At 66.0% G+C, this 22,341-nt stretch carries 15 protein-coding genes; 13 read left to right on the plus strand and 2 right to left on the minus strand.

Annotated features, from left to right (window positions below; translation table 11 throughout):
- Positions 1-66: 66 nt before the first annotated feature.
- The 9 genes from BSL82_RS16850 to trxA all read left to right on the plus strand — a co-directional run bounded on the left by BSL82_RS16850 (position 67) and on the right by trxA (position 13,772).
- Positions 67-567 (plus strand): hypothetical protein, encoded by a 501-nt coding sequence (locus BSL82_RS16850; protein WP_072598396.1) that lies wholly within the window; start codon positions 67-69, stop codon positions 565-567.
- Between the two features lie 219 nt (positions 568-786).
- Positions 787-2,199: an adenosylhomocysteinase gene (gene ahcY, locus BSL82_RS16855; RefSeq protein ID WP_072598397.1), complete on the plus strand. Its 1,413-nt coding sequence runs from the start codon at positions 787-789 to the stop codon at positions 2,197-2,199.
- 119 nt (positions 2,200-2,318) lie between these two features.
- Positions 2,319-4,772, plus strand: coding sequence for a sensor histidine kinase (locus BSL82_RS16860; protein ID WP_226998509.1), 2,454 nt, complete (start codon positions 2,319-2,321; stop codon positions 4,770-4,772).
- Positions 4,769-5,215: a tRNA (adenosine(37)-N6)-threonylcarbamoyltransferase complex ATPase subunit type 1 TsaE gene (tsaE, locus tag BSL82_RS16865; RefSeq protein ID WP_072598398.1), complete on the plus strand. Its 447-nt coding sequence runs from the start codon at positions 4,769-4,771 to the stop codon at positions 5,213-5,215. The genes BSL82_RS16860 and tsaE overlap by 4 nt, the downstream gene beginning before the upstream one ends.
- Positions 5,212-6,204 (plus strand): aminoglycoside phosphotransferase family protein, encoded by a 993-nt coding sequence (locus BSL82_RS16870; RefSeq protein ID WP_072598866.1) that lies wholly within the window; start codon positions 5,212-5,214, stop codon positions 6,202-6,204. Before tsaE ends, BSL82_RS16870 begins: the two co-directional genes overlap by 4 nt.
- A gap of 47 nt (positions 6,205-6,251) precedes the next feature.
- The gene (locus BSL82_RS16875; protein WP_072598867.1) at positions 6,252-6,962 is read left to right on the plus strand and encodes a nucleotidyltransferase family protein; all 711 of its coding nucleotides are present in this window, start codon (positions 6,252-6,254) and stop codon (positions 6,960-6,962) included.
- On the plus strand, positions 6,955-9,942 hold the full coding sequence (gene addB / locus BSL82_RS16880; protein ID WP_072598399.1) for a double-strand break repair protein AddB: 2,988 nt from the start codon (positions 6,955-6,957) through the stop codon (positions 9,940-9,942). Before BSL82_RS16875 ends, addB begins: the two co-directional genes overlap by 8 nt.
- Positions 9,935-13,369 (plus strand): double-strand break repair helicase AddA, encoded by a 3,435-nt coding sequence (gene addA, locus BSL82_RS16885; RefSeq protein ID WP_072598400.1) that lies wholly within the window; start codon positions 9,935-9,937, stop codon positions 13,367-13,369. Before addB ends, addA begins: the two co-directional genes overlap by 8 nt.
- Before the next feature lie 79 nt (positions 13,370-13,448).
- The gene (gene trxA, locus BSL82_RS16890) at positions 13,449-13,772 is read left to right on the plus strand and encodes a thioredoxin TrxA (RefSeq protein ID WP_072598401.1); all 324 of its coding nucleotides are present in this window, start codon (positions 13,449-13,451) and stop codon (positions 13,770-13,772) included.
- A 65-nt stretch (positions 13,773-13,837) separates the two neighbouring features.
- On the opposite strand, the gene BSL82_RS16895 is transcribed toward trxA, so the two are convergent.
- Positions 13,838-14,884: a sensor histidine kinase gene (locus tag BSL82_RS16895; RefSeq protein ID WP_158010994.1), complete on the minus strand. Its 1,047-nt coding sequence runs from the start codon at positions 14,882-14,884 to the stop codon at positions 13,838-13,840.
- Positions 14,885-15,054: 170 nt separating this feature from the next.
- Entirely contained in the window at positions 15,055-16,278 is a 1,224-nt protein-coding gene (gene argJ, locus BSL82_RS16900; protein WP_072598402.1) for a bifunctional glutamate N-acetyltransferase/amino-acid acetyltransferase ArgJ, read from the minus strand.
- Positions 16,279-16,420: 142 nt separating this feature from the next.
- Here argJ and secA point away from each other — a divergent pair, with 142 nt between their 5' ends.
- The 4 genes from secA (at position 16,421) to fusA (ending at position 22,333) form a co-directional block, all read left to right on the plus strand.
- Positions 16,421-19,147 (plus strand): preprotein translocase subunit SecA, encoded by a 2,727-nt coding sequence (secA, locus tag BSL82_RS16905; RefSeq protein WP_072598403.1) that lies wholly within the window; start codon positions 16,421-16,423, stop codon positions 19,145-19,147.
- Between the two features lie 235 nt (positions 19,148-19,382).
- Positions 19,383-19,754 carry a 30S ribosomal protein S12 gene (gene rpsL / locus BSL82_RS16910; RefSeq protein ID WP_072598869.1) on the plus strand — a complete coding sequence of 124 codons (372 nt, stop codon included), beginning with the start codon at positions 19,383-19,385 and terminating at the stop codon, positions 19,752-19,754.
- A gap of 12 nt (positions 19,755-19,766) precedes the next feature.
- A complete protein-coding gene (gene rpsG, locus BSL82_RS16915) occupies positions 19,767-20,237 on the plus strand; it encodes a 30S ribosomal protein S7 (protein WP_072598404.1) in 471 nt (156 codons plus the stop codon).
- Positions 20,238-20,260: 23 nt separating this feature from the next.
- The gene (fusA, locus tag BSL82_RS16920; RefSeq protein WP_072598405.1) at positions 20,261-22,333 is read left to right on the plus strand and encodes an elongation factor G; all 2,073 of its coding nucleotides are present in this window, start codon (positions 20,261-20,263) and stop codon (positions 22,331-22,333) included.
- The last annotated feature ends 8 nt before the right edge of the window (positions 22,334-22,341 follow it).

Below are 22,341 nucleotides of genomic sequence, written 5' to 3' on the forward strand. Positions count from 1 at the left end.
TTAATCCTCCATAATGGAACATGAAGGTCGGGGGATTGGCTAGGTCCCCGTGCGGGGGTCGGGGTCATGAAAATCGGAAAGAACATCGGGGCTGCCGTCGTCGCGGTGGCCATGTTTTGTATGAGCGCTTCCGAGGCGGAGGCGGGGTCAGGCTGCTGGCAGGCGAGCCAAGTCGCCGCCGCCAAGGTCCGCGACCTGCAGACGCGAATGATGGTGGCCGGGCTCAAATGCCGCGGCTATGGACCAGAGATGCTGGCGGCCTACAACCGCTTTGTCGTTGTCCATCGCGCCAGCATCCAGCGGCACAACGACGTTCTTCGCGCTCGCTTTATCCGCATGGACGGGCGGTCGGCGGGCCAGCGCGGCTATGATCGCTATGCGACGGCGCTCGCCAATGCCTATGGCGCGACGAGCGCCGATCCGGCGGCCTGCGGGGAAATGGTGGGACTGGCGAAACGCGCCGCAACCGCTCGCGCGATCGATCTTGTCGCGCTTGCCGAAGACCATGGGCTTGAGCCGGAGATGAAGGGCGGAGCCTGTCCCGTACGGATGGCCAGCAGTAGATAGCCTCGGGCGCGTCTTTCTGTTGACAGGCGGTTGTCCTCTTCCGCCTCTCGCGCTGAGGCAGGTCATTGCAGCCTGCCCATTTTATTGGGCCCGGCGCCGCTCGGTATTTGCATCTGCCCGCGCAGGGGGGTAGGAGGGGCCGCTTCGTGACCCACCTCATATATAGATATTGTTATGAGTCGGACGCGAGGTGCTGGATTCGAGAGCAGGAGCATTATCGTGGCCACCCAGATCGCGGGCGACTTCACCGACTTTGAGGTCAAGGACATTTCCCTTGCTGCATGGGGCCGCAAGGAGATTGAGATCGCCGAGACCGAGATGCCGGGCCTTGTCGCGCTTCGCGGCGAATATGGCGCCTCAAAGCCGCTGAAGGGCGCGCGCATCACCGGCTCACTGCACATGACCATCCAGACGGCGGTGTTGATCGAGACGCTGGTGGAGCTTGGCGCGGACGTCCGCTGGGCCTCGTGCAACATCTTTTCGACTCAGGATCATGCGGCGGCGGCGATCGCGGCGGCCGGCATCCCGGTGTTCGCCTTCAAGGGTGAAACGCTTCAGGAATACTGGGATTATGTCGTCCGCATTTTCGACTGGGGCAGCGACACCACCGCCAACATGATCCTCGACGACGGCGGCGACGCGACCATGTTCGCGCTCTGGGGCGCGCGGGTGGAGGCGGGCGAGACGCTGTTCACCCCGTCGAACGAGGAGGAGGAAATCTTCTGCGCGGTGCTGACGCGCTTCCTTGCCGAACGGCCGGGCTATCTCACCAAAACGGTGAAGACCATCAAGGGCGTGTCGGAAGAGACCACCACCGGCGTCCACCGCCTTTATGAGCTGGCGAAGACCGGAAAGCTTCCCTTCCCGGCGATCAACGTCAACGACAGCGTCACCAAGTCCAAGTTCGACAATCTCTATGGCTGCAAAGAATCGCTCGTCGACGCGATCCGCCGCGCCACCGACGTGATGCTGGCGGGCAAGGTGGCCTGCGTCGCGGGCTTCGGCGATGTCGGCAAGGGTTCGGCGGCGTCGCTGCGCAATGGAGGCGCGCGCGTGCTGGTCACCGAAGTCGATCCGATCTGCGCGCTGCAGGCGGCGATGGAAGGCTATGAAGTCGTGACGATGGAAGAGGCGACCCGGCGCGCCGACATCTTCGTCACCGCCACGGGCAACATGGACGTCATCACCGTCGATCACATGCGGGCGATGAAGGATCGCGCGATCGTCTGCAACATCGGCCACTTCGACAGCGAGATCCAGATTGCCGGCCTCGCCAACATGAAGTGGGACGAGATCAAGCCGCAGGTGGACGAGGTCGAGTTTCCCGACGGCAAGAAGATCATCGTGCTGGCCAAGGGCCGGCTGGTGAACCTGGGCTGCGCGACGGGCCATCCCAGCTTCGTCATGTCGTCCAGCTTCACCAATCAGGTGCTTGCGCAGATCGAGCTTTGGACCAAGAGCGGCGAATATGAGAACAAGGTCTATGTGCTGCCCAAGCACCTGGACGAAAAAGTGGCCGCGCTGCACCTGGAAAAGCTGGGCGTGAAGCTGACGACGCTCACGGAAAAGCAGGCCGCCTATATCGGCGTCGCCACCAGCGGGCCGTACAAGCCGGATCATTACCGCTACTGACGACTTTTCGAACTGCCGACAACGGCGCCGGTCCATCATCGGATCGGCGCCGTATTTGTTTCACGCCGCCACGGAAAGGCGGTTCCCACCCTTCCTTCAAATGGTTAGTGGTGGAGGCCGTGGGAAGCAGGGGTTTATGGCTGATACCGGCTGCGGCCGGGTCGATGTGCGCCGCGATGCCGGCCGCCGCCGCCACAGGCGCGTTCGGCCGCGAGACGCTGGGCCTGTCTCCTGTCACCCTTATCGGGCTTGTCACCGGCGTCTGGCTGGTCGGCGCTGCATGGGCGGTCGCGCGGTCGATCCGCTGGGCGTCCGAGGCGCGTCTGGCCGGTCGCGCCAACGCGCGGCTCAAGGCGCTGGTGGCCGCCGCGCCCGCGGCCTATCTGCTCGTTTCCCGCGACCGGAAAACCGCTTCGTCCGCTTCGTTGCTCCCGCTGATGGGCCTTTCTGCCGAGCCGCAGAGCCTGCACGATCTCCACGGCCTTGATGATCGCATAGAGGCGAAGGATATCGCCGGGCTGATCGACGACATCGCAAGCATGCCAGTCAGCGGGCGGCCGTTCGCAAGGCTGCTGCACGCCAAGGGCGAGGACCGCATCTTCAGGGCCGAGGGGCGGATCGCCGAGCCGGAGCTGGTCGGTGACGGGGGCGTCGTGGTCTGGTTCTCGGACGTCACCGAATGGCAGTCGGAGCGGGATAGTCTGGCCGGGCGCGTGGATCAGATGTCAACGGCGCTCACGGCCATTTCCGCGCTGATCGAAGCCGCGCCTTTCCCGATCTGGCACCGCCGGGGCGATGGCGTGCTGACGCTCGTCAACAGCGCTTATGTGAGTGCGGTGGAGGCACCAAGCGCGGCCGAGGCGGTGGCGCGTGGGGCAGAGCTGTTCGACGATTCAAGAGGTATGGCGCCTCGCGAAGCCGCGGTCCAGGCAAAGGCCGACAACCGCCCCCTGGTGCGTACCGCGCCCGCGATCGTCGCTGGCGAACGCCGGATGTTTCGCGTGCTGGACGTGCCGCTGGGGGGAGCGGGCGTGGCGGGCTTTGCCTTCGACATTGAGGATCTGGAGCAGACCCGCGCCGAGCTGCTGCGCTTTTCGCGCGCGCAACGCCACACGCTGGATCGGCTGTCCGCCGGAGTCGCGCAGTTCGGCGCGGACCGGACGCTCGTGTTCTTCAACCAGCCGTTCGCCCGCATCTTTGCGCTTGAGCCGGAATGGCTGGCGGAACGGCCGGAGTTCGATCGCCTGCTCGAGCGGATGCGCGAGAAGCGGCGCATCCCCGAGCAGCGCGACTTCCTGAGCTGGCGCAACGAGCGGCGGCAGTGGTTCACCACTGCTTCGGAGGCGATCGAGGAGACATGGGCGCTTCCCGAAGGTTCCCATCTGCGCGTTTTCGCCCAGCCGCATCCCGATGGCGGGTTGCTCGTCATCTTCGAGGACCGGACCGAGCAGTTCCGCCTCGCCAGCTCGCGCGACACGCTGCTCCGCGTCCAGGCGGCGACGCTCGACAATCTGTTCGAGGCGGTCTGCGTGTTCGCCGCCAACGGCAGGCTGCAGCTGTGGAACAGCCGGTTCGCCGACATGTGGGGGGTTCGCCACGAGGAGCTTCAGGAGCATCCTGCGATCGACCAGCTTGTCTCCATCGCCTCCCAGGCGCTCGCACGGCCGGAACGGGCGGAGATGCTCAAGCACTTCGTCCGCTCCGCCACCACCGACCGCCGCCAGCGCAGCGGCCGCCTGTCGTTGAAGGACGGGCGGCATCTGGAGTTCGCCGCCGTGCCGCTGCCCGACGGCAACGCCCTTTTCACCATGCTCGACATCACCGACAGCCGCCGCATCGAATCGGCGCTGCGGGAACGGAATGAAGCGCTGGAAGCGGCCGACCGACTGAAATCCGCCTTCGTCGCGAATATGAGCTATGAATTGCGGACTCCGCTGACCTCGATCCTCGGCTTCAGCGAAATGCTGACCGGCGGCTATGCGGGCGATCTGAACGGTCAGCAGGGCGAATATATGCGCGCCATCCTGGAATCGGCGGATCGGTTGCAGGGGCTGATCGACAACATCCTAGACCTCGCCATTTCCGACGCGGGCGCGCTGGAGCTTGATATCCAGCCGGTGGAGGTGAAGGCGCTGGTCGATGCCGCGGTCGCAGCCAAGGCGGATATGCTGGCCGAAAAGCAGCTGGACCTGAATGTGCGGGTGCGCGCCAATGCCGGGCGCATCGAATGCGACGAGCGAAGGTTGAGCGCCAGCCTTCATCACCTGCTGTCGAACAGCATCAACTTCACGCCTGCGGGCGGCCGGGTGATGGTGCTCGCCGAGGGAAGCCGCGAGGGGGTTCGAATCACCGTGTCCGACAGCGGCATCGGCATTGCGCCTGAACAGCAGGAGCGGGTGTTCAGTCCGTTCAACCGCGAGGATGAAGGCGTCGGCTCGTCGATCGGCGGCCTTGGGCTGGCGCTGGTCCGCCGCTATGTCAGCCTGCATGGCGGCACGGTGGAGCTTCATTCCGAAGTCGGATCGGGAACGACGGTGACGCTCGCCATCCCCCGGCATCACAGGCCCGCATGATCGAGCTTTCCGGCGAAGAGGCGATGCGCGCATTCGGGGCGCGGCTCGCCGGCTGCCTCCGCACGGGCGATGTCGTGGCGTTGAGCGGCGATCTTGGCGCGGGCAAGACAACGCTGGCGCGCGGCGTTCTGGAAGGGCTTGGCCTTGCGGCCGAAGCGCCCAGCCCCAGCTTCACCCTTGTCCAGAGTTATGCCCCGCCCGAGGTGCGATTGCCCGTCTGGCATGTCGATCTCTACCGCCTCTCGCATCCCGAAGAGGCGGAAGAACTGGGACTGGACGAGGCGCTTTCCGAAGGGGCGCTGCTGATCGAATGGCCCGAGCGGCTGGGAAGCTGGCTGTGGCCGGACGCGCTTGTCATCCGCATCGATGGGGCAGGCGGAGACCGGAGGCGCTTGACAGCAACCGTGCCGCCCGCTTGGGGAGGACGATGGCCTCCCCGATGATCCCGCCGCCCGCCGCACCCGCGTTTCTTGCCCGCTCAGGCTGGGCGGACGCCGATATTCTGCCGCTGGCGGGCGACGCTTCCTTCCGCCGCTATTTTCGCGTGGTACAGGGCGGCCGCACCGCCGTTCTGATGGACGCGCCTCCGGAACATGAGGACAGCCGCCCGTTCCTCGCCATCGCCGCCCATCTGCGCGGGCTGGGCTTTTCCGCGCCGGACGTGCTGGCGAAGGATATGGACAAGGGTCTGATCCTGCTGGAGGATTTTGGCGACGCCCGCGTCAATCCGCTGCTGGAGCGCGAGCCGGGGCTGGAGCGCGGCATCTACGAGCGCGCGATCGATCTTCTGGCCGAACTGCACCGCTCACCCCCCGGCAATGTGCCCGCCTATGACGCCGCCGTGCTTCATCGCGAGGCGGGACTGCTAACCGAATGGTACGCCCCCGCGCTTGGGGTGGCGGTGGATGCCCCCGCCTTTGCCACCGCGTGGGAGCAAGCGCTTGGCCCGGTGCTGGAACAGACTGCGCGCCGGCCCGTGCTGGTGCTGCGCGACTATCACGCCGACAATCTGATGTGGCTGCCGGATCGCGCGGGCATCAGGGCGCTTGGCCTGCTCGATTTTCAGGACGGGCTTGCCGGGCACCCCGCCTATGATCTTGTCTCGCTGCTTCAGGACGCGCGGCGCGACGTCGCGCCCGAATTGGAGGAAGCGATGATCCGGCGCTATGTCGCAGCGGCGGGCGTGGCCGACGCCGACGCCTTTCGCGCGGCCTATGAAGTGCTTGGCGCGCAACGCAACACCAAGATCCTCGGCATCTTTACCCGGCTGTGGAAGCGCGACGGAAAGCCCGGCTACCTCGCATTCCAGCCGCGCGTATGGGGCTGCCTGGACCGCAATCTCGCGCATCCGGCGCTTGTCCCGGTCCGGCAATGGTTCGATGCCAATCTGCCCGCTTCGGCACGGGCAGAGGCGTGGAGGGAAAAAGCATGAGCCGGTTTCGCCGCCCGCTTGCGCTGAGGCCCAGCCCGGCGGTCGACATGCCCGGGACGGCGATGGTGCTGGCGGCCGGGCTTGGCAAGCGCATGCGGCCGCTCACCGCGACACGGCCAAAGCCGCTGGTGGAGGTGGCCGGGCGCACGCTGCTCGACCGCGCGCTGGATCGGCTGCGCGCCGCGGGGATCAGCCAGGCCGTGGTCAACGTCCATTATCTGGCCGACGCGCTTGAGGCGCATCTGAAGTCGCGCCCGCAGGATATGGATATCCGCATTTCCGACGAGCGGACGAAGCTGCTGGAGACGGGCGGCGGAGTCGTTCATGCGCTGCCGCTGATCGGCGACGACCCGTTCTACATCGTCAACAGCGACAATCTGTGGGTGGACGGTCCGGTCGACACATTGCGACTACTTGCCCAGCGCTGGAACGCAGATGAAATGGACGCGCTGCTGCTGATGGTGCCGCTGGCGCGCGCCAACTGCCACACCGGCTTCGGCGATTTCCACATGGACCCAAGCGGCAGGGTCTCCCGCCGCAGGGCCGGCCGGGTCGCGCCCTTCGTCTTCACCGGAGTGGAGCTGGTGTCGAAACGCCTGTTCGACAATCCGCCCGAAGGCGCGTTCTCGATGAACCTGCTGTGGGACAGGGCGATCGAGGCGGGCCGCTGCTACGGAATCTCTCATCAGGGCCTGTGGTTCGATGTCGGCACGCCGCGCGCCCGCGCGCAAACCGAAGCGATGATTACGCATGGCTGAGGGCGCAAGGCCCAGCGTCTCCACTATTCCCCCGCACAGGGCCTTTGTCGATGCGCTTGCCGCAGGGCTGCTCGCAAGGGCGGGGGATGATCCGATGGTGTTGGCGCGGGGGCTGGTGCTGTTGCCCAACAACCGCTCCTGCCGCGCGCTGTCGGACGCCTTCGTCCGGCGGCTCGGCACGCGCGGGCTGCTGCTGCCGCGCATGGCGCCGATCGGCGGCCTCGATCTGGACGAGGCGGTCGGCGTCGCTTTCGACGATCTTGGCCACGCGGCCGAAATCCCCGCCGCCATCGACGGATGCGCGCGGCGGCTGATGCTTGCGCGGCTGGTCCAGCGCTTCGGCGATCTGGAAGGGCGGCCGATGGGCGCGGCGGAGGCGGTGCGGCTGGCGGGCCAGCTTGCCCGCACGCTCGACCAACTCGTGGCCGAGGAAGTGCCCGCTTCGCGGCTTGCGGAGGCAGTGCCTGAAAATGTCGCGGCGCACTGGCAGCAGACGCTGAAGTTCCTCCGCATCGTGACCGAGCAATGGCCGGAGGTTCTGAGCGGCCTGGGCCAGACCGATGCGGTGGCCAGGCGCAACCTGATGTTCGACGGCCTTGCCCGGTGCTGGCGGGACGATCCGCCTCCCGGCTTTGTCATAGCGGCGGGCATCACCACATCCGCCCCCGCCGTCGGCCGCCTGCTGCGCGTGATCTCGCGTCTGCCAGATGGGGAAGTCGTGCTGCCGGGGCTGGACCTCGGCATGGCAGATGAGGAGTGGGATCTTCTCGGGCCGGTCGAGACCGGCGACGGGCGCGTCTATCATTGCGAAAGCCATCCGCAGTTCCAGTTGAAGCTGCTTCTCGACCATATGGGCGTGGGCCGGGGCGAAGTGACGCGCTGGCGCTGGGGAGGCGGGCGTGATGCGCCTGCCGCCCGCACGCGCGCGGTGGAGGCGGCGATGACCCCGGCTGAAACCACCGGCAAATGGCAGGATATGTCCGCGCGCGACCGCCGCATTCCGGGCGTGCGCTTCTTTGAAGCGGCGACTCCGGGGGAAGAGGCGCAGGCGATCGCGCTTGCCCTGCGCCGCGCGCTCGATACGCCGGAGCAGACTGCAGCGCTCGTCTCGCCGGATCGCGGGCTCGCCCGCCGCGTGGCCGCGCACCTGAAGCGCTGGGGAATCGCGATCGACGATTCCGCCGGCCTGCCGCTTTCCCGCACGCCCGCCGGGGCATTTCTTGCGCTGTTGGCAGATGCGGCGGCGGAACGGTTTGCGCCGGTCGCCCTGCTTGCCTTGCTGAAGCACCCGCTGATCCGCGCGGGCGAGGAGCGGCTGGGCTGGCTGGAGGAGGTGCGCGCACTCGACAAGGCGTTGCGCGGCCCCCGCCCCGGCGCGGGGCTGGACGGGATCGCCACGCACCTGGCCCAACTCGCCGCTCTCCAGGGCCCGCACTGGCTTGATCGCGAGGAGCGACTGGCGCTTGCGGGTTGGTGGGCGACCGTGGAGCCGCTGCTGCGTCCGCTTGAGCAGGCATTCGCGGAACGGCGGGTCACATTGACCGCGCTTGTCGAGGTGCTGATCGCGGCTGGCGAAACCCTGTGCGGCGATGCGCTTTGGGCGGGCCCGGCGGGGCGCGCGGCATCGGACCTGCTTGTCCGGCTCGGCCAGCATGGCGGTGCGTTGGGAGAGGTCGATCCGGCTGAACTGCCCGCCCTTCTTGTCCATATGATGGACGAGGTGGCGGTCCGCCCGCCGGCGGGCGGGCATCCCCGCCTTGCTATTTACGGACTGATCGAAGCGCGGCTGCAACGCGCCGACCTGATGATCCTCGGCTCGCTCAACGAAGGCGTGTGGCCCGCGCTTCCTTCGCCCGATCCGTGGCTCGCCCCCCGTATCCGGGCGGAGCTTGGGCTGCCGGGGCTGGAGCGGCGCATCGGCCTTGCCGCGCATGATTTCGTTTCGGCACTCGGTGCGCCGCAGGTTCTCGTCACCCGCGCCCGGCGCGATGTGTCGAAGCCGACCATCGCCTCGCGCCTGTGGCTCAGGCTTGAGGCGATGACGGGCGGAATGCCGCGCCAGCCGCTGCTTCCCGGCTGGGCGGCCGGGCTGGACGCACCGCAAGGAAAGGCGCGGCCGGTCGGCCGCCCTGCACCCCGCCCCCCGGCGGATCAGCGGCCGAAGAAAATCTCGGTGACTGCGGTCGACAAGCTGAAGGCCGATCCTTACGAGTTCTACGCAAAGCACATCCTGCGGCTCGTCCGGCGCGATCCTGTGGATGTCGATCCGTCGGCGGCCGATCGCGGCAATGCGATGCACGCGATCATGGAAGCCTGGGTGAAGGAGGACGGCGGCCGCGACCCGGCGCTCCTGATCGCCCGCGCGGAAAAGATGATCGGCGACTGGACAGAGCATCCGCTGCTTCGCGTGCTGTGGCAGCCGCGCGTCCTCCGGGCTGTGCAATGGGCGGCGGAACAGCTTGGCAGCGACATGGCCGACGGCTGGCTTCCCGTGGCTGTCGAGGCAAGGGGCGAGCGCACGCATGCCGGCGTCGCACTCAACGGCCGGGCCGATCGCATCGATGCGCGGGACGGCGCGCTGCGGATTGTGGATTACAAGACGGGCAAGCCGCCGTCGACGCGCCAGTTGAAGGCGGGCTTCGCCTTACAGCTTGGCCTGCTGGGTTGGCTGGCCGATCAGGGCGCGTTCGATCCGGTCACCGGCACTGCGCTCCGGTTCGATTACTGGCGGCTGTCTGGCGGGCGCGAAAAACCGGGCGAGGCGCGCAGCGCGCTGAAGGAGAAGAAGAGCGACTGGATCGAGCCGGAGGCGTTCGCGGCCTTCTGCGCCGCCGAGTTTGCGGACGCCGCCGAAAAATATCTGACCGGCACGCAGCCGTTCGTCGCAAAGCTCCACCCGCAATATGCGCTCTTTTCGGACTACGACCAGCTTGCCCGCGTCGCCGAATGGCTGGGGCGCGAGAGGACCGGCGATGGCTGACGCGCGCAAGAGCTATCCGCTGCTCGACAATCAGGCGGTCGCGGCCGATCCGCGCAAGCACGCCTGGGTGTCCGCCTCGGCTGGCACCGGCAAGACACAGGTGCTCACTGCCCGTGTGCTCCGGCTGCTGCTGAACGGGGCGGACCCGGCGGGCATCCTCTGCATCACCTTCACCAAGGCGGGGGCGGCCGAAATGGCCGAGCGGCTGAACGGCGTCCTCGCGCGCTGGGTGCGCTGCCCGGACAAGGAACTGCGCCAGCACCTGTTCAACCTTGGCGAGCCCAATGACGACCAGATGATCGCCCGCGCGCGCACCTTGTTCGCCCGTGTGCTGGAAGCGGCGGGGGGCCTCAGGATCGAGACGATCCACGCCTTCGCCCAGTCGCTGCTCGCCGCCTTTCCGATGGAAAGCGGGGTTGCGCCGGGCTTTGCCGCGCTGGACGAACGATCGACCGAGGTGCTGAAGCGCCGGGTGCTGGCCGAGGTGCTGGTGGAGGCGGAACGCACCGGCGATCCGATTCTGGATGATTTCCGGGCGATCAGCGTCCGCATGGGGGACGGCGGCAAGCTGATGCAGATGCTGGGGCGCATGACGAACCATGCTGCCGCGCTGCAGGCCTTCCGCTCGCGCGAGGAGATCACCCCCCGGCTCAGGCGCTTCCTTGACGTGCCCGAGGATGTCGACGGCGCGATGGCGGCAGCCTGCGCGGACAGCAGCTTCCCGGTTGAGATCGTCCGCCGGATCGCGGCCGCCAATGCCGCCTGGGCCACGAAAACGGGCCTTACCCATGCCGATGTGATCGCCGCCTGGCTTGCCGCCTCTCCGGCGGATCGCGCGCGGCTCCTGCCGGATCTTCTTTCGGTCGCCTGTACGAAGGACGGGAAGCTGCGGGCCGTTCAGAAGGGGCAGAGGGGGACCGAACCGGAATATGCGTCGCTGTGCGAGCGGCTGCACGACAGCTGCTCGGCAATACTCGATCTTCGCGCTCGCGCAGATCTGGCCGAATGGCTTGGGGTGACGCTTCGCGCGGGCTGGCAGGTGGCGCAGGGCTATGCCGCCGAGAAGGAGCGTCAGGGCGTCATCGATTATGGCGACATGATCGAACGCGCCGCCGCCCTGCTTTCCGGCGACGGCATGGGCGCATGGGTGCGCTACAAGCTGGACCAGAAGCTGGATCATATCCTGATCGACGAGGCGCAGGACACCAACCGCGCGCAATGGACCATTGCGTCCCGGCTGACGGAGGAGTTCTTCGCGGGCGAGGGCGCGCGCGGGCTGCGGCGCACGGTCTTCGCGGTCGGCGATTTCAAGCAGGCGATCTTCAGCTTTCAGGGCACCGATCCGCGCGAGTTCGATCAGGCGCGGCAATGGTTCGACGGTCAGGTCCGCCAGTCGGGCGGGCGCTTGCACGATCTGGACCTTGCCCAGTCCTTCCGCTCGACGGGCGCGGTGCTGGATGTCGTCAACCGGCTGATCGCCGATCTCGGCCCCGAGGCGTTCGGGCTGGACCGGGGCATTCCGCTTCACCAGACCAGCAGGACGGGTGAGGCGGGGCAGGTCATTCTGCTGCCGCCGACGCGCGAGGCGCTGCCGGACGAAGACGATCAGGAAGACGCGCCCGAAGGCGAGGAGGAATGGGTCGGCGGCCATGAACGGCTGCATGCGCAAAAGCTCGCCCGACAGATCGCGGAATGGGTCGATCCCGTAAATCCCTTCCGGCTGGAGGCGAAGGGCCGGCCGTTGAAGGCCGAGGACATATTGGTGCTGGTCCGCTCGCGCGGCGATTTCACCGCCCTGCTTGTCGCCCGGCTGCATGAGGAAGGCGTTGCAGTCGCGGGCGTGGACCGGCTGCGGCTCACGGCCCCGCTCGCCGTGCAGGACATGCTTGCGCTTATCCGCTTCGCGCTTCAGCCGGGCGACGATCTGACGCTTGCGACATTGCTGGTGTCGCCGCTGATCGGGCTCTCGCAGGATCAGCTTCTGACGCTGGCCCATGATCGCCGGGGCGGCCTGTGGCGGCGCTTGCGGCAGGCTGCCGAGACCGATCCCGCGATGAAGGCGGCGGCCGACTGGCTGCTCGCGGTGCTTGCGATGGCGGATTTCGCCGCTCCCTACGAATTTCTTGAAACGGTGCTGTCCGGCCCGCTCGACGGGCGAAGGTGGCTGCTCCGGCGGCTGGGCGAGGAAGCGCGCGACCCGCTGGATGAGTTGCTGAATGCAGCGCTCGCGTTCGAGGCGGCGAACCTCCCTTCGCTCCAGGGCTTTCTCGACTGGGTGGAGCGGGAAGACGTGGAGGTGAAGCGCGATCCGTCCGCTCCGCGCGACGCGGTCAGGATCATGACGGTGCATGGCTCCAAGGGATTGCAAGCGCCGCTTGTCGTCCTTGCCGATGCGACCAAGGACCCTGACCGCAACGCCGCCGATCACGCGATGGTGGCGATGGCGAACGGAGCCTTGCCCTTGCCCCTGCATTGCTCCCCCAAGGAGGCGCGCGGGCCGGTTGCTGAGGCCTTTGCCGATGCGGCCGAACGCGCCCGGCAGGAACATTGGCGGCTGGCCTATGTCGCAATGACCCGCGCCGAGGATGTGTTGGTCGTCTCCGGTTCGCTTGGCCCCAGGGCCAGGGGGCAGGTTCCGGACGCAAGCTGGTATGCCGCCGCCGCGCGGGCGATGGAGGGGCTGGAGGCGGATGGGGTTCCGCATCCCGGCTGGGGCGAGATGCGCGTCTATCGGACGGGCAAGGGCCGCGCCGCCGCGCGAAAGCCGCGCGCGCCGCTGCCGCTTCCGGTCCTTCCGGAATGGGTCCACGCCTCGCCCCCGCCAGAGCAGGCACCGCCGCGCCCGCTTGCGCCCTCGTCGCTTGGCGAGGACAGCGTCACCGATCCGCCGCTCCCGCCGGCCGCTGCTGATGCGGCGCGCCGGGGCTCGCTGCTTCACGGATTGTTCGAGCGGCTGCCCGCCGCCCCGCCCGCCCGCCGCCGCGATCTTGCCGAACAATGGCTGTCGCGGCCGGGGCGTGAACCCGATTCAGCGCGCCGCGCCGTGCTGGTCGACGCTGCGATGCGGGTGATCGACGATCCCGCATTCGCCGACATTTTCGCTCCGGACGCGCTCGCCGAAGCGCCGGTCGCCGCGGTTGTCGGGGAAACGGTGGTGGCGGGTACGGTGGACCGGCTGCTGGTCACGGACGGCCATGTGCGGGTGATCGATTTCAAGACGGGCAGCCGCGTTCCCGCCGGGCTGGCAGAGGTGCCGGTCTATCATCTCCGGCAGATGGCCGCCTATGTCGCCGCGCTGGAAACGGTCTTTCCCGGCCGTTTGGTGGAGGCCGCGCTGCTCTATACCTCGGGGCCACGGCTGATCCGGCTGGAAGAGGACGTGCTTTCGCCGCACCGGCCCATGCCAAGAGCGGCTATCAGCGGCTGAAGACGTTATTGGCGCGTCGCATGTTGTACGGCGGCGCTGCACCACCTAGATTTGAACGACACATTGGAGATTCCGACCCATGGCCACCAAGAAAGTCACCGACGCTTCGTTCCACAGCGACGTCATTTCCAGCAGCACGCCGGTGCTGGTCGATTTCTGGGCGGAATGGTGCGGCCCGTGCCGCATGATAGGCCCGGCGCTGGAGGAAATTGCCCATGAGCTGGGCGGGAAGGTGACGATCGCCAAGCTCAACATCGACGAAGACCCCGACGCTCCCGCCCGCTATGGAGTGCGCGGCATCCCGACGATGATCCTGTTCAAGGGCGGCGAAGCGGTGGCGACCAAGGTGGGCGCTGCGCCCAAGAGTCAGCTCAAGAGCTGGCTTGAGGGTGAGCTGGCCTAGTCTCAGGCTGGGAGTGGCCGTCATACTGAACCCGTTTCAGCATCCGGCCCAAACCCGTTCAGATCCTATACCGCATGGGTTGCCAGCCTGGATGCTGAAGACTCTGTGTGCGTAACCGAGACCGTGGTTCCCGGATAGCCGCCCTCCGTCTCCACGGCGGCGCCCAGCTGATTGGCCAGGGCTTCGACGATACTGGTGCCCAGGCCGGGTTTGGCCCCGGCAAGGGTCTCGGGCGTTCCGACGCCATTGTCACTGACCGACAATGTCCAGTCCGATCCATGCGAATGATAATCGACGAGGATCTTGCCGCTGCGATCACCGGGAAAGGCATGTTTCAGCGCGTTGATGACGAGTTCGGTTACGATCAGCCCCAAGCTGACCGACATATCGGCATTCACGGCGCTGCCGTCCGCGGTCACCGCGATCGACACCTGATCATGATCGTGGATCATCGATGCGCTGAGGCTCTCGCAAAGCTGGGTGAAATAACTGCGCAGCTCGACATCGCCCAGGCTCGATGCCGCGAGCTGTTGCTGGAGGCTGGCGATCGACATGACCCGGCTGTGGGCATCGTGGAGATGGCCGCGCGCCTCCTCTGACTGCACCCGCCGCGCGCTTTGCATGAGCACGCTGGCGATGATCTGGAGGCTGTTGGCGACGCGGTGCTGAAGCTCCTGGAGCAGGATCGCCTTCTCGCGCAGCAGGTCGTCCTTGAGCTTCTCGCTGCTGCGAGCATCGGTGACGTCGGATATGGTCAGCAGCAGGCGGACCTGTTCCATGTCGCCATAGTCGAGCTTCTGGGCATTGAGCACCAGCCGTCGGGGTGCGGCGGCACCCTTGAGGTCCATCTCATAAGCCTCGATCCTTGCGTGGCCCGACAGGGTGGCGCCAAGCAACGAGCGAAGTTGCGGCACATCCCATTCGCCTGCGCCGAGCGTGAATAGCGGCCGTCCTTCTGCGTTCTGGGGATCAAGGCCAAAGGCACGATAAAAGGAGGTGCTGCCGGCGATTACGGTCAGATCCCCGTCAAGCAGGAGGGCCGGCGCGGGCGACGAGGCAAGGATTGCCAGCGCCAGATTGCGCTCGACGTCTGGATGGATGGCTCGGTTCACGATGATGCCCCCTTTCCGGGAGCCCGAAAGCTTGCGGGGTGAAAGCTGGGTCCGGGTACTCGCGAGCCGCCTCAAGGTGAGCGCAAAGACTCGCAGAAGCACATTAGCACGGTTCGCGTCCAAACCCGGCCTCTATTCGGAGAGGCCTTTCGCTGCGGGACGTTTTCGTTTCAGCTCCGATAGTCGGCGTTGATGCTGATGTAGCCGTGCGTCAGATCGCACGTCCACACAGTGGCGCGGCCGCCCCTAAGGCCGATGTCGACTCCGATCTCGATCTCGCTGCCCTTCAGATGCGCGGCCACCGGCGCTTCGTCATAGCCCTCGACGGCAAGGCCGTGGCGCGCCACCTCAGTCATCCCGAAGCGGATTGAAAGCAGGTCGCGCTCGGCCGGTTCGCCGGCCTTGCCGACGGCCATCACCACGCGGCCCCAGTTCGCGTCCTCGCCCGCCATTGCTGTTTTTACCAGCGGCGAGTTGGCGATCGACATGGCGATGCGATGGGCGCTTGCGTCGCTCTCCGCGCCGGTGACGTCCACGGTGATGAACTTCGACGCGCCCTCGCCGTCGCGGACGACCTGCTGGGCAAGATCGATGCACAGGTCGGTCAGCGCCGCCTGAAAGGCGTCGGCTCCGGGGTCGTCAACGGAGGTGAGCGGCGCATTGCGCGCCTTGCCCGTCGCAAAGGCGAGGACGGTGTCGGACGTGGAGGTGTCGCCATCCACGGTGATGCAGGAATAGCTCTGCCGGTTCGCCGCGCCCAGCATCTGCTGGAGAAAGGCCGCGTCCACCGCCGCATCGGTGAAGATGAAGCCGAGCATGGTCGCCATGTCGGGCGCGATCATGCCCGAACCCTTGATGATGCCGACGATGTTCACCGTCCTGTCGCCGATCACCGCCGACCGGGCCGCAGCCTTGGGGAAGGTGTCCGTCGTCATGATGGTGGCGGCCGCTTCTTCCCAGGTGGCGCGCTCGCTGCAAAGCACCGAGTCGATCCCCGCCTCCGCCTTGTCGATCGGCAACGGCACGCCGATGACGCCCGTCGATGCGACGAACACGTCCGACGGCTGGCAGCCAAGCGCCTTGGCGACGCGCGCCGTGATCGCCTCGACCGCCGCCCGGCCGCGATTTCCGGTAAAGGCGTTGGAATTGCCCGCATTCACTACCAGCGCCCGCGCGCGGCCCAGCGGCAGGGCGGTGCGGCACCAGTCGACTTCTGGCGACGGGCAGCGCGATTTCGTCGTCACGCCGGCGACGGTCGTTCCCTCGTCAAGGGCGGCAAAGGTCAGGTCCGCCCGGTCCCAGCCCTTGTAGCCCGCTCGCGTGACTGCAAGCCGCACGCCGGGAACCGGGGGGAGTTCGGGAAATGACTCGGGCGCAAGGGGAGAACGTTTCATGGGCGGCCGCAATAGCGTCTTTCACCGGCCCGTCAATTGACTTGGCCCTGCAGCGTCCTTACATCCCGGCCGTTTCCGGGCGGGGAAGCTGACCCTATCCGGGTGCGGCCATCCGGCTGATATCGCAAAGACAGGAAAGCGCATGTTCGGCGCCATCGCCAAGGCTATTTTCGGATCTTCCAACGATCGCTACGTCAAATCGATGCGGCCCCTGGTCGCGAAGATCAATGCGCTGGAACCGCAGTTCGAGGCGATGGGCGACGAGGAGCTGCAGAACCAGACGCAGCTTTTGAAGGCAAGGCTGGCAGAAGGCGAGACGCTGGACGACATTCTGCCCGAAGCCTTTGCGACCGTGCGCGAGGCTGCAAAGCGCGTGCTTGGCCAGCGCCATTATGACGTGCAGCTGATCGGCGGCGTCGTGCTGCACCGGGGCGAGATCGCCGAGATGCGCACCGGCGAGGGCAAGACGCTGGTGGCCACGCTCGCCACCTATCTGAACGCGCTGTCGGGCAAGGGCGTGCATGTCGTCACGGTCAACGATTATCTGGCGACGCGCGACTCCGAATGGATGGGCCGCATCTATCGCTTCCTCGGCCTGACGGTTGGCGTGATCGTGCCCAATCTCACCGATCAGCAGCGCCGCGACGCCTATTGGTCCGACATCACCTATGGCACCAACAACGAGTTCGGCTTCGACTATCTGCGCGACAACATGAAGTACGAGCGCGAGCAGATGGTCCAGCGGCCGTTCGCCTATGCGATCATCGACGAGGTGGATTCCATCCTGATCGACGAGGCGCGGACCCCGCTCATCATTTCCGGCCCGACCGAAGACAAGTCGGAGCTTTACAAGTCGGTCAACGCGATCGTGAGGACGCTGCCGAAGGACACCTATGAGGTGGACGAGAAGCAGAAGTCGGTGGTGCTGACCGAGGACGGGACCGAGGTGGTCGAGCGGGCGCTGGAAGCGGCCGGCCTGCTGGAAGGCGCCAACCTCTACGACTATGAGAACACCCAGGTCGTCCACCACCTGAACCAGGCGCTGAAGGCCAACATCATCTTCAAGCGCGACATCGATTATATCGTCAAGCAGGGCAAGGTGATCATCATCGACGAGTTCACCGGCCGGATGATGGACGGGCGTCGCTGGTCCGATGGCCTGCACCAGGCGGTGGAGGCCAAGGAAGAGGTCGAGATCCAGCCGGAGAACCAGACGCTGGCCTCGGTCACCTTCCAGAACTATTTCCGCATGTATCCGAAGATCGGCGGCATGACCGGAACGGCCATCACCGAGGCGGCCGAGTTCTTCGACATCTACAAGCTCAACGTCGTCACCATTCCCACGAACCTGCCGGTGCAACGCATCGACGAGGACGACGAGTTCTACAAGAACCAGAACGACAAGTTCGCGGCCATCGCCACCGCCGTGCAGGAAGCGCGCGAGCGCGGCCAGCCGGTGCTGGTGGGCACCGTTTCCATCGAGAAGTCGGAACTTCTGTCCGAGTTCCTCACCGCGCGCAACGTCGAGCATACCGTGCTGAACGCCCGTTATCACGAGCGGGAAGCGCATATCGTCGCCCAGGCGGGCCGCAAGGGCGGGGTCACGATCGCGACCAACATGGCCGGGCGCGGCACCGACATCCAGCTTGGCGGCAATATCGAGTTCCGCATCCTCGACGAACTGAAGGACATGCCCGAAGGGCCGGAGCGTGACGCGGCCGAAGCACGAATCAAGGCCGAGGTCGAGACGGAGCGCGAGGAGGTGAAGGCCGCGGGCGGCCTGTTCGTGCTCGGCACCGAGCGGCACGAAAGCCGCCGCATCGACAACCAGCTCCGCGGCCGGTCCGGCCGTCAGGGCGACCCCGGCCTCAGCCGCTTCTACCTGTCGCTGGACGACGACCTGCTTCGCATCTTCGGACAGCAGACGCTGTTCGCGCGCATGATGAACAGCCAGCTTCCCGATGGCGAGGCGGTGGTCAGCCCGTGGATCACCAAGGCGATCGAAACGGCGCAGAAGAAGGTGGAGGCGCGGAACTACGATATCCGCAAGCAGGTCGTCGAATATGACAACGTCATGAACGACCAGCGCAAGGTGGTTTACGAGCAGCGCGCCGACATCATGGACTCAGAGACGGTCGGCGATGTCGTCGTCGACATGCGGGCGGAGACGATCAACACCTTGGTCGCCGATGCCTGCCCGCCCAATTCCTATCCCGAACAATGGAATGTCGAGGGGTTGAAGGAACGGGTGCTCGGCACGCTGGGGCTCGACCTGCCGGTGGATGAGTGGGTCAAGGAGCAGGCGGTCGATCCGGAAATGCTCAACGAGCGGATCAGCGCGGCGGCGGAAGCGAGCATGGCCGACAAGGCCGCGAACATCCCGGCCGAAAGCTGGGTGCAGATCGAAAAGAGCGTCCTGCTCCAGTCGCTGGACCATCACTGGAAGGAGCATCTGGCGACGCTGGACGCGCTTCGGCAGGTCATCCACCTGCGCGCCTATGCGCAGAAGACGCCGATCAACGAATACAAGCAGGAAGCCTTCGCCCTGTTCGAGCGGATGCTGGTCGCCATCCGTGAGGATGTGACCCGCGTGTTGTGCAACGTCCAGTTCCAGGAGGCACCGCCCGCGCCGCCGCCGCCGGAGTTCATCACCACGCATTTCGACCCGCTCACCGGCGAGGACAACAGCCGCGATATCGATGCAGGGACGCTGGGACTGGTGACGACGCGCATGCCGCCGCTCCAGATCGCGCCGCCGGGCGACTTCACCGAAGAGGAAATCGCGGCCTGGGCGAACAGCGTCAGCCGCAACGCGCCCTGCCCCTGCGGCTCGGGGCGCAAGTACAAGCACTGCCACGGGGCGCTCTGACGCCCGGACGGCTGCAAGAAAGCCCGTTGACCTGCACGGAGTCGGGGGGTATAGCCGCCGCCACTCGTGGGCTGGTGGTAGGAGAACATCCTAGACGCTGTCCTTGAACGGGTTTTTTGAGCTTGAACATTGCTGATTGCGTGTGATGGCCTGGGGGGCCGGTAGGCCGCCGGGGTTTTTGCGTTTTGGCGCGGACGGGCACTCGGTAAAGTAACTTGAACAGGTGAAGGGCTTCATGCCGACGATTAACCAGTTGATCCGCAAGGGTCGTGATCCACAGAAGGCACGCTCGAAGGTGCCGGCGATGGAAGCCAACCCGCAAAAGCGGGGTGTGTGCACCCGCGTCTATACGACGACCCCGAAAAAGCCGAACTCGGCGCTCAGGAAGGTCGCCAAGGTGCGGCTGACCAACCAGCGTGAAGTGATCAGCTACATCCCCGGTGAAGGCCACAACCTTCAGGAGCACTCGGTGGTGCTGATTCGCGGCGGCCGTGTTCGCGACTTGCCCGGCGTCCGCTACCACATCCTGCGCGGCGTTCTGGATACCCAGGGCGTCAAGGACCGTAAGCAGAGCCGTTCGAAATACGGCGCCAAGCGTCCGAAGTAAGGAAGAGATCAGATGGCCCGTCGTCGTCGCCCTGAAAAGCGTGAAATCCTGCCCGATCCGAAGTTCGGGGATCAGGTGCTTTCAAAGTTCATGAATTCCGTCATGGTCGACGGAAAGAAAGCCGTTGCCGAGAACATCGTCTATGGCGCTCTGGATACCGTCGAAGCCCGCGCCAAGCGCGAGCCGATCCAGGTGTTCCACGAGGCGCTCAACAATGTTAAGCCGGGCATCGAGGTCCGCAGCCGCCGCGTCGGTGGTGCGACCTATCAGGTGCCGGTCGAGGTCCGCCCGGACCGCGCCCAGGCGCTTGCCATCCGCTGGCTGATAGGCGCTGCGCGCAACCGCTCGGAGAATACCATGGCCGCCCGTCTTTCGGGTGAGCTGATGGATGCAGCCAATAATCGCGGCAACGCCGTCAAGAAGCGCGAAGACACGCATCGCATGGCGGAAGCCAACCGCGCCTTCTCGCATTACCGCTGGTAAGACCGGCACAGGAGTTCATCGTCATGGCCCGCAGCCATCCGCTCGAGACATATCGCAATATCGGCATCATGGCGCACATCGATGCCGGTAAGACGACCACGACCGAGCGCATCCTCTATTACACCGGCAAGTCCTACAAGATCGGCGAGGTCCATGAGGGCACCGCGACCATGGACTGGATGGAGCAGGAGCAGGAGCGGGGCATCACGATCACGTCGGCCGCCACGACGTGCTTCTGGAACGATCACCGCATCAACATCATCGACACGCCCGGCCACGTGGATTTCACCATCGAGGTGGAGCGTTCGCTGCGCGTACTGGACGGCGCGGTCGCCTGTTTCGACGGCGTCGCCGGCGTGGAGCCGCAGTCGGAAACGGTGTGGCGTCAGGCGGACAAGTACCGCGTGCCCCGCATGTGCTTCGTCAACAAGCTTGATCGCACCGGCGCCAATTTCGAGCGCTGCGTGGAGATGATCAGGGACCGGCTGGGCGCGCGTCCGCTGGTGCTGTTCCTGCCGATCGGCATTGAAAGCGATTTCAAGGGGCTGGTCGATCTGGTCGAAAACCGCGCGATCATCTGGCTTGAGGAATCGCTCGGCGCGAAGTTCGAATATCGCGACATTCCCGACGACATGAAGGATGCCGCCGCCACCGCCCGCAGCGAGCTGATCGAAACCGCCGTCGAGCAGGACGACGAGGCGATGGAGGCCTATCTCGAAGGCCAGGAGCCTGACGTCGCGACGCTGAAGCGCCTGATCCGCAAGGGCACGCTCAACTTCGCCTTCGTGCCGGTGCTGTGCGGTTCGGCCTTCAAGAACAAGGGCGTCCAGCCTCTGCTCGACGCCGTTGTCGATTATCTGCCGAGCCCGCTCGACATTCCGCCGGTCCAGGGCATCACGCCCGATGGAACGGAAGAGACGCGCAAGGCCGACGACAATGAGCCGTTCTCGGCGCTGGCGTTCAAGATCATGACCGATCCGTTTGTCGGCACGCTGACGTTCGCGCGCATCTATTCGGGCAAGCTCGAAAGCGCGTCGACCGTGCTGAACTCGGTGAAGGACAAGCGCGAGAAGATCGGCCGCATGCTGCTGATGCATGCGAACAACCGCGAAGACATCAAGGAAGCCTATGCGGGTGACATCGTCGCGCTGGTGGGCCTGAAGGAAACGACCACCGGCGATACGCTGTGCGGTCCGAGCAAGCCCGTCATCCTTGAACGCATGGAGTTCCCGGAGCCGGTGATCGAGGTGGCGGTCGAACCCAAGACCAAGGCCGATCAGGAGAAGATGGGCATCGCGCTCAATCGCCTGGCGCAGGAAGATCCCAGCTTCCGCGTGACGACCGACCATGAAAGCGGTCAGACGATCATCAAGGGCATGGGTGAACTTCACCTGGAAATCCTCGTCGACCGCATGAAGCGCGAGTTCAAGGTCGAGGCGAACGTGGGCGCGCCGCAGGTGGCCTATCGCGAAAGCCTCGCGAAGAAGGTCGACGTCGACTATACGCACAAGAAGCAGTCGGGCGGTTCCGGCCAGTTCGGGCGGGTCAAGATCACCGTCGAGCCGGGCGAGCGCGGCTCGGGCGTCCAGTTCGTCGACGAGGTGAAGGGCGGCAACGTGCCGCGCGAATATATCCCGTCGGTGGAAAAGGGCATTCGCGAAGTGGCCGCGACGGGCTCGCTGATCGGCTTCCCGATCATCGATTTCACCGCGACGCTGACCGACGGCGCTTATCATGACGTTGACTCTTCGGCGCTTGCGTTCGAGATCACCGGCCGGGGCGCGATGCGCGAGGCCGCCCAGAAGTCCGGTATCAAGCTGCTTGAGCCGGTGATGAAGGTCGAGGTGGTCACGCCCGAGGATTATCTGGGGGATGTGATCGGCGATCTCAATTCGCGGCGGGGCCAGATTCAGGGCACCGACTCGCGCGGTAATGCCCAGGTGGTCGAGGCGATGGTTCCGCTGGCGAACATGTTCGGTTATGTGAACCAGCTCCGCTCGTTCACACAAGGGCGTGCGCAGTACTCCATGCAGTTCTCGCACTATGAGGAAGTCCCGGCGAATGTCGCCGAGGAAGTTAAGGCGAAACTCGCCTAGGATTGAAC

Origin of the sequence: Tardibacter chloracetimidivorans, from assembly GCF_001890385.1 — a bacterium.
In the GTDB taxonomy this organism is placed as follows: domain Bacteria; phylum Pseudomonadota; class Alphaproteobacteria; order Sphingomonadales; family Sphingomonadaceae; genus Tardibacter; species Tardibacter chloracetimidivorans.

Excerpts from the sequence above, each read along its gene's own strand:
- BSL82_RS16850 (WP_072598396.1), top strand. The coding sequence starts at position 67 with ATGAAAATCGGAAAGAACATCGGGGCTGCCGTCGTCGCGGTGGCCATG.
- tsaE (WP_072598398.1), top strand. The coding sequence starts at position 4,769 with ATGATCGAGCTTTCCGGCGAAGAGGCGATGCGCGCATTCGGGGCGCGG.
- BSL82_RS16870 (WP_072598866.1), top strand. The coding sequence starts at position 5,212 with ATGATCCCGCCGCCCGCCGCACCCGCGTTTCTTGCCCGCTCAGGCTGG.
- BSL82_RS16875 (WP_072598867.1), top strand. The coding sequence starts at position 6,252 with ATGCCCGGGACGGCGATGGTGCTGGCGGCCGGGCTTGGCAAGCGCATG.
- addB (WP_072598399.1), top strand. The coding sequence starts at position 6,955 with ATGGCTGAGGGCGCAAGGCCCAGCGTCTCCACTATTCCCCCGCACAGG.
- addA (WP_072598400.1), top strand. The coding sequence starts at position 9,935 with ATGGCTGACGCGCGCAAGAGCTATCCGCTGCTCGACAATCAGGCGGTC.
- trxA (WP_072598401.1), top strand. The coding sequence starts at position 13,449 with ATGGCCACCAAGAAAGTCACCGACGCTTCGTTCCACAGCGACGTCATT.
- argJ (WP_072598402.1), bottom strand. The coding sequence starts at position 16,278 with ATGAAACGTTCTCCCCTTGCGCCCGAGTCATTTCCCGAACTCCCCCCG.
- secA (WP_072598403.1), top strand. The coding sequence starts at position 16,421 with ATGTTCGGCGCCATCGCCAAGGCTATTTTCGGATCTTCCAACGATCGC.
- rpsL (WP_072598869.1), top strand. The coding sequence starts at position 19,383 with ATGCCGACGATTAACCAGTTGATCCGCAAGGGTCGTGATCCACAGAAG.
- rpsG (WP_072598404.1), top strand. The coding sequence starts at position 19,767 with ATGGCCCGTCGTCGTCGCCCTGAAAAGCGTGAAATCCTGCCCGATCCG.
- fusA (WP_072598405.1), top strand. The coding sequence starts at position 20,261 with ATGGCCCGCAGCCATCCGCTCGAGACATATCGCAATATCGGCATCATG.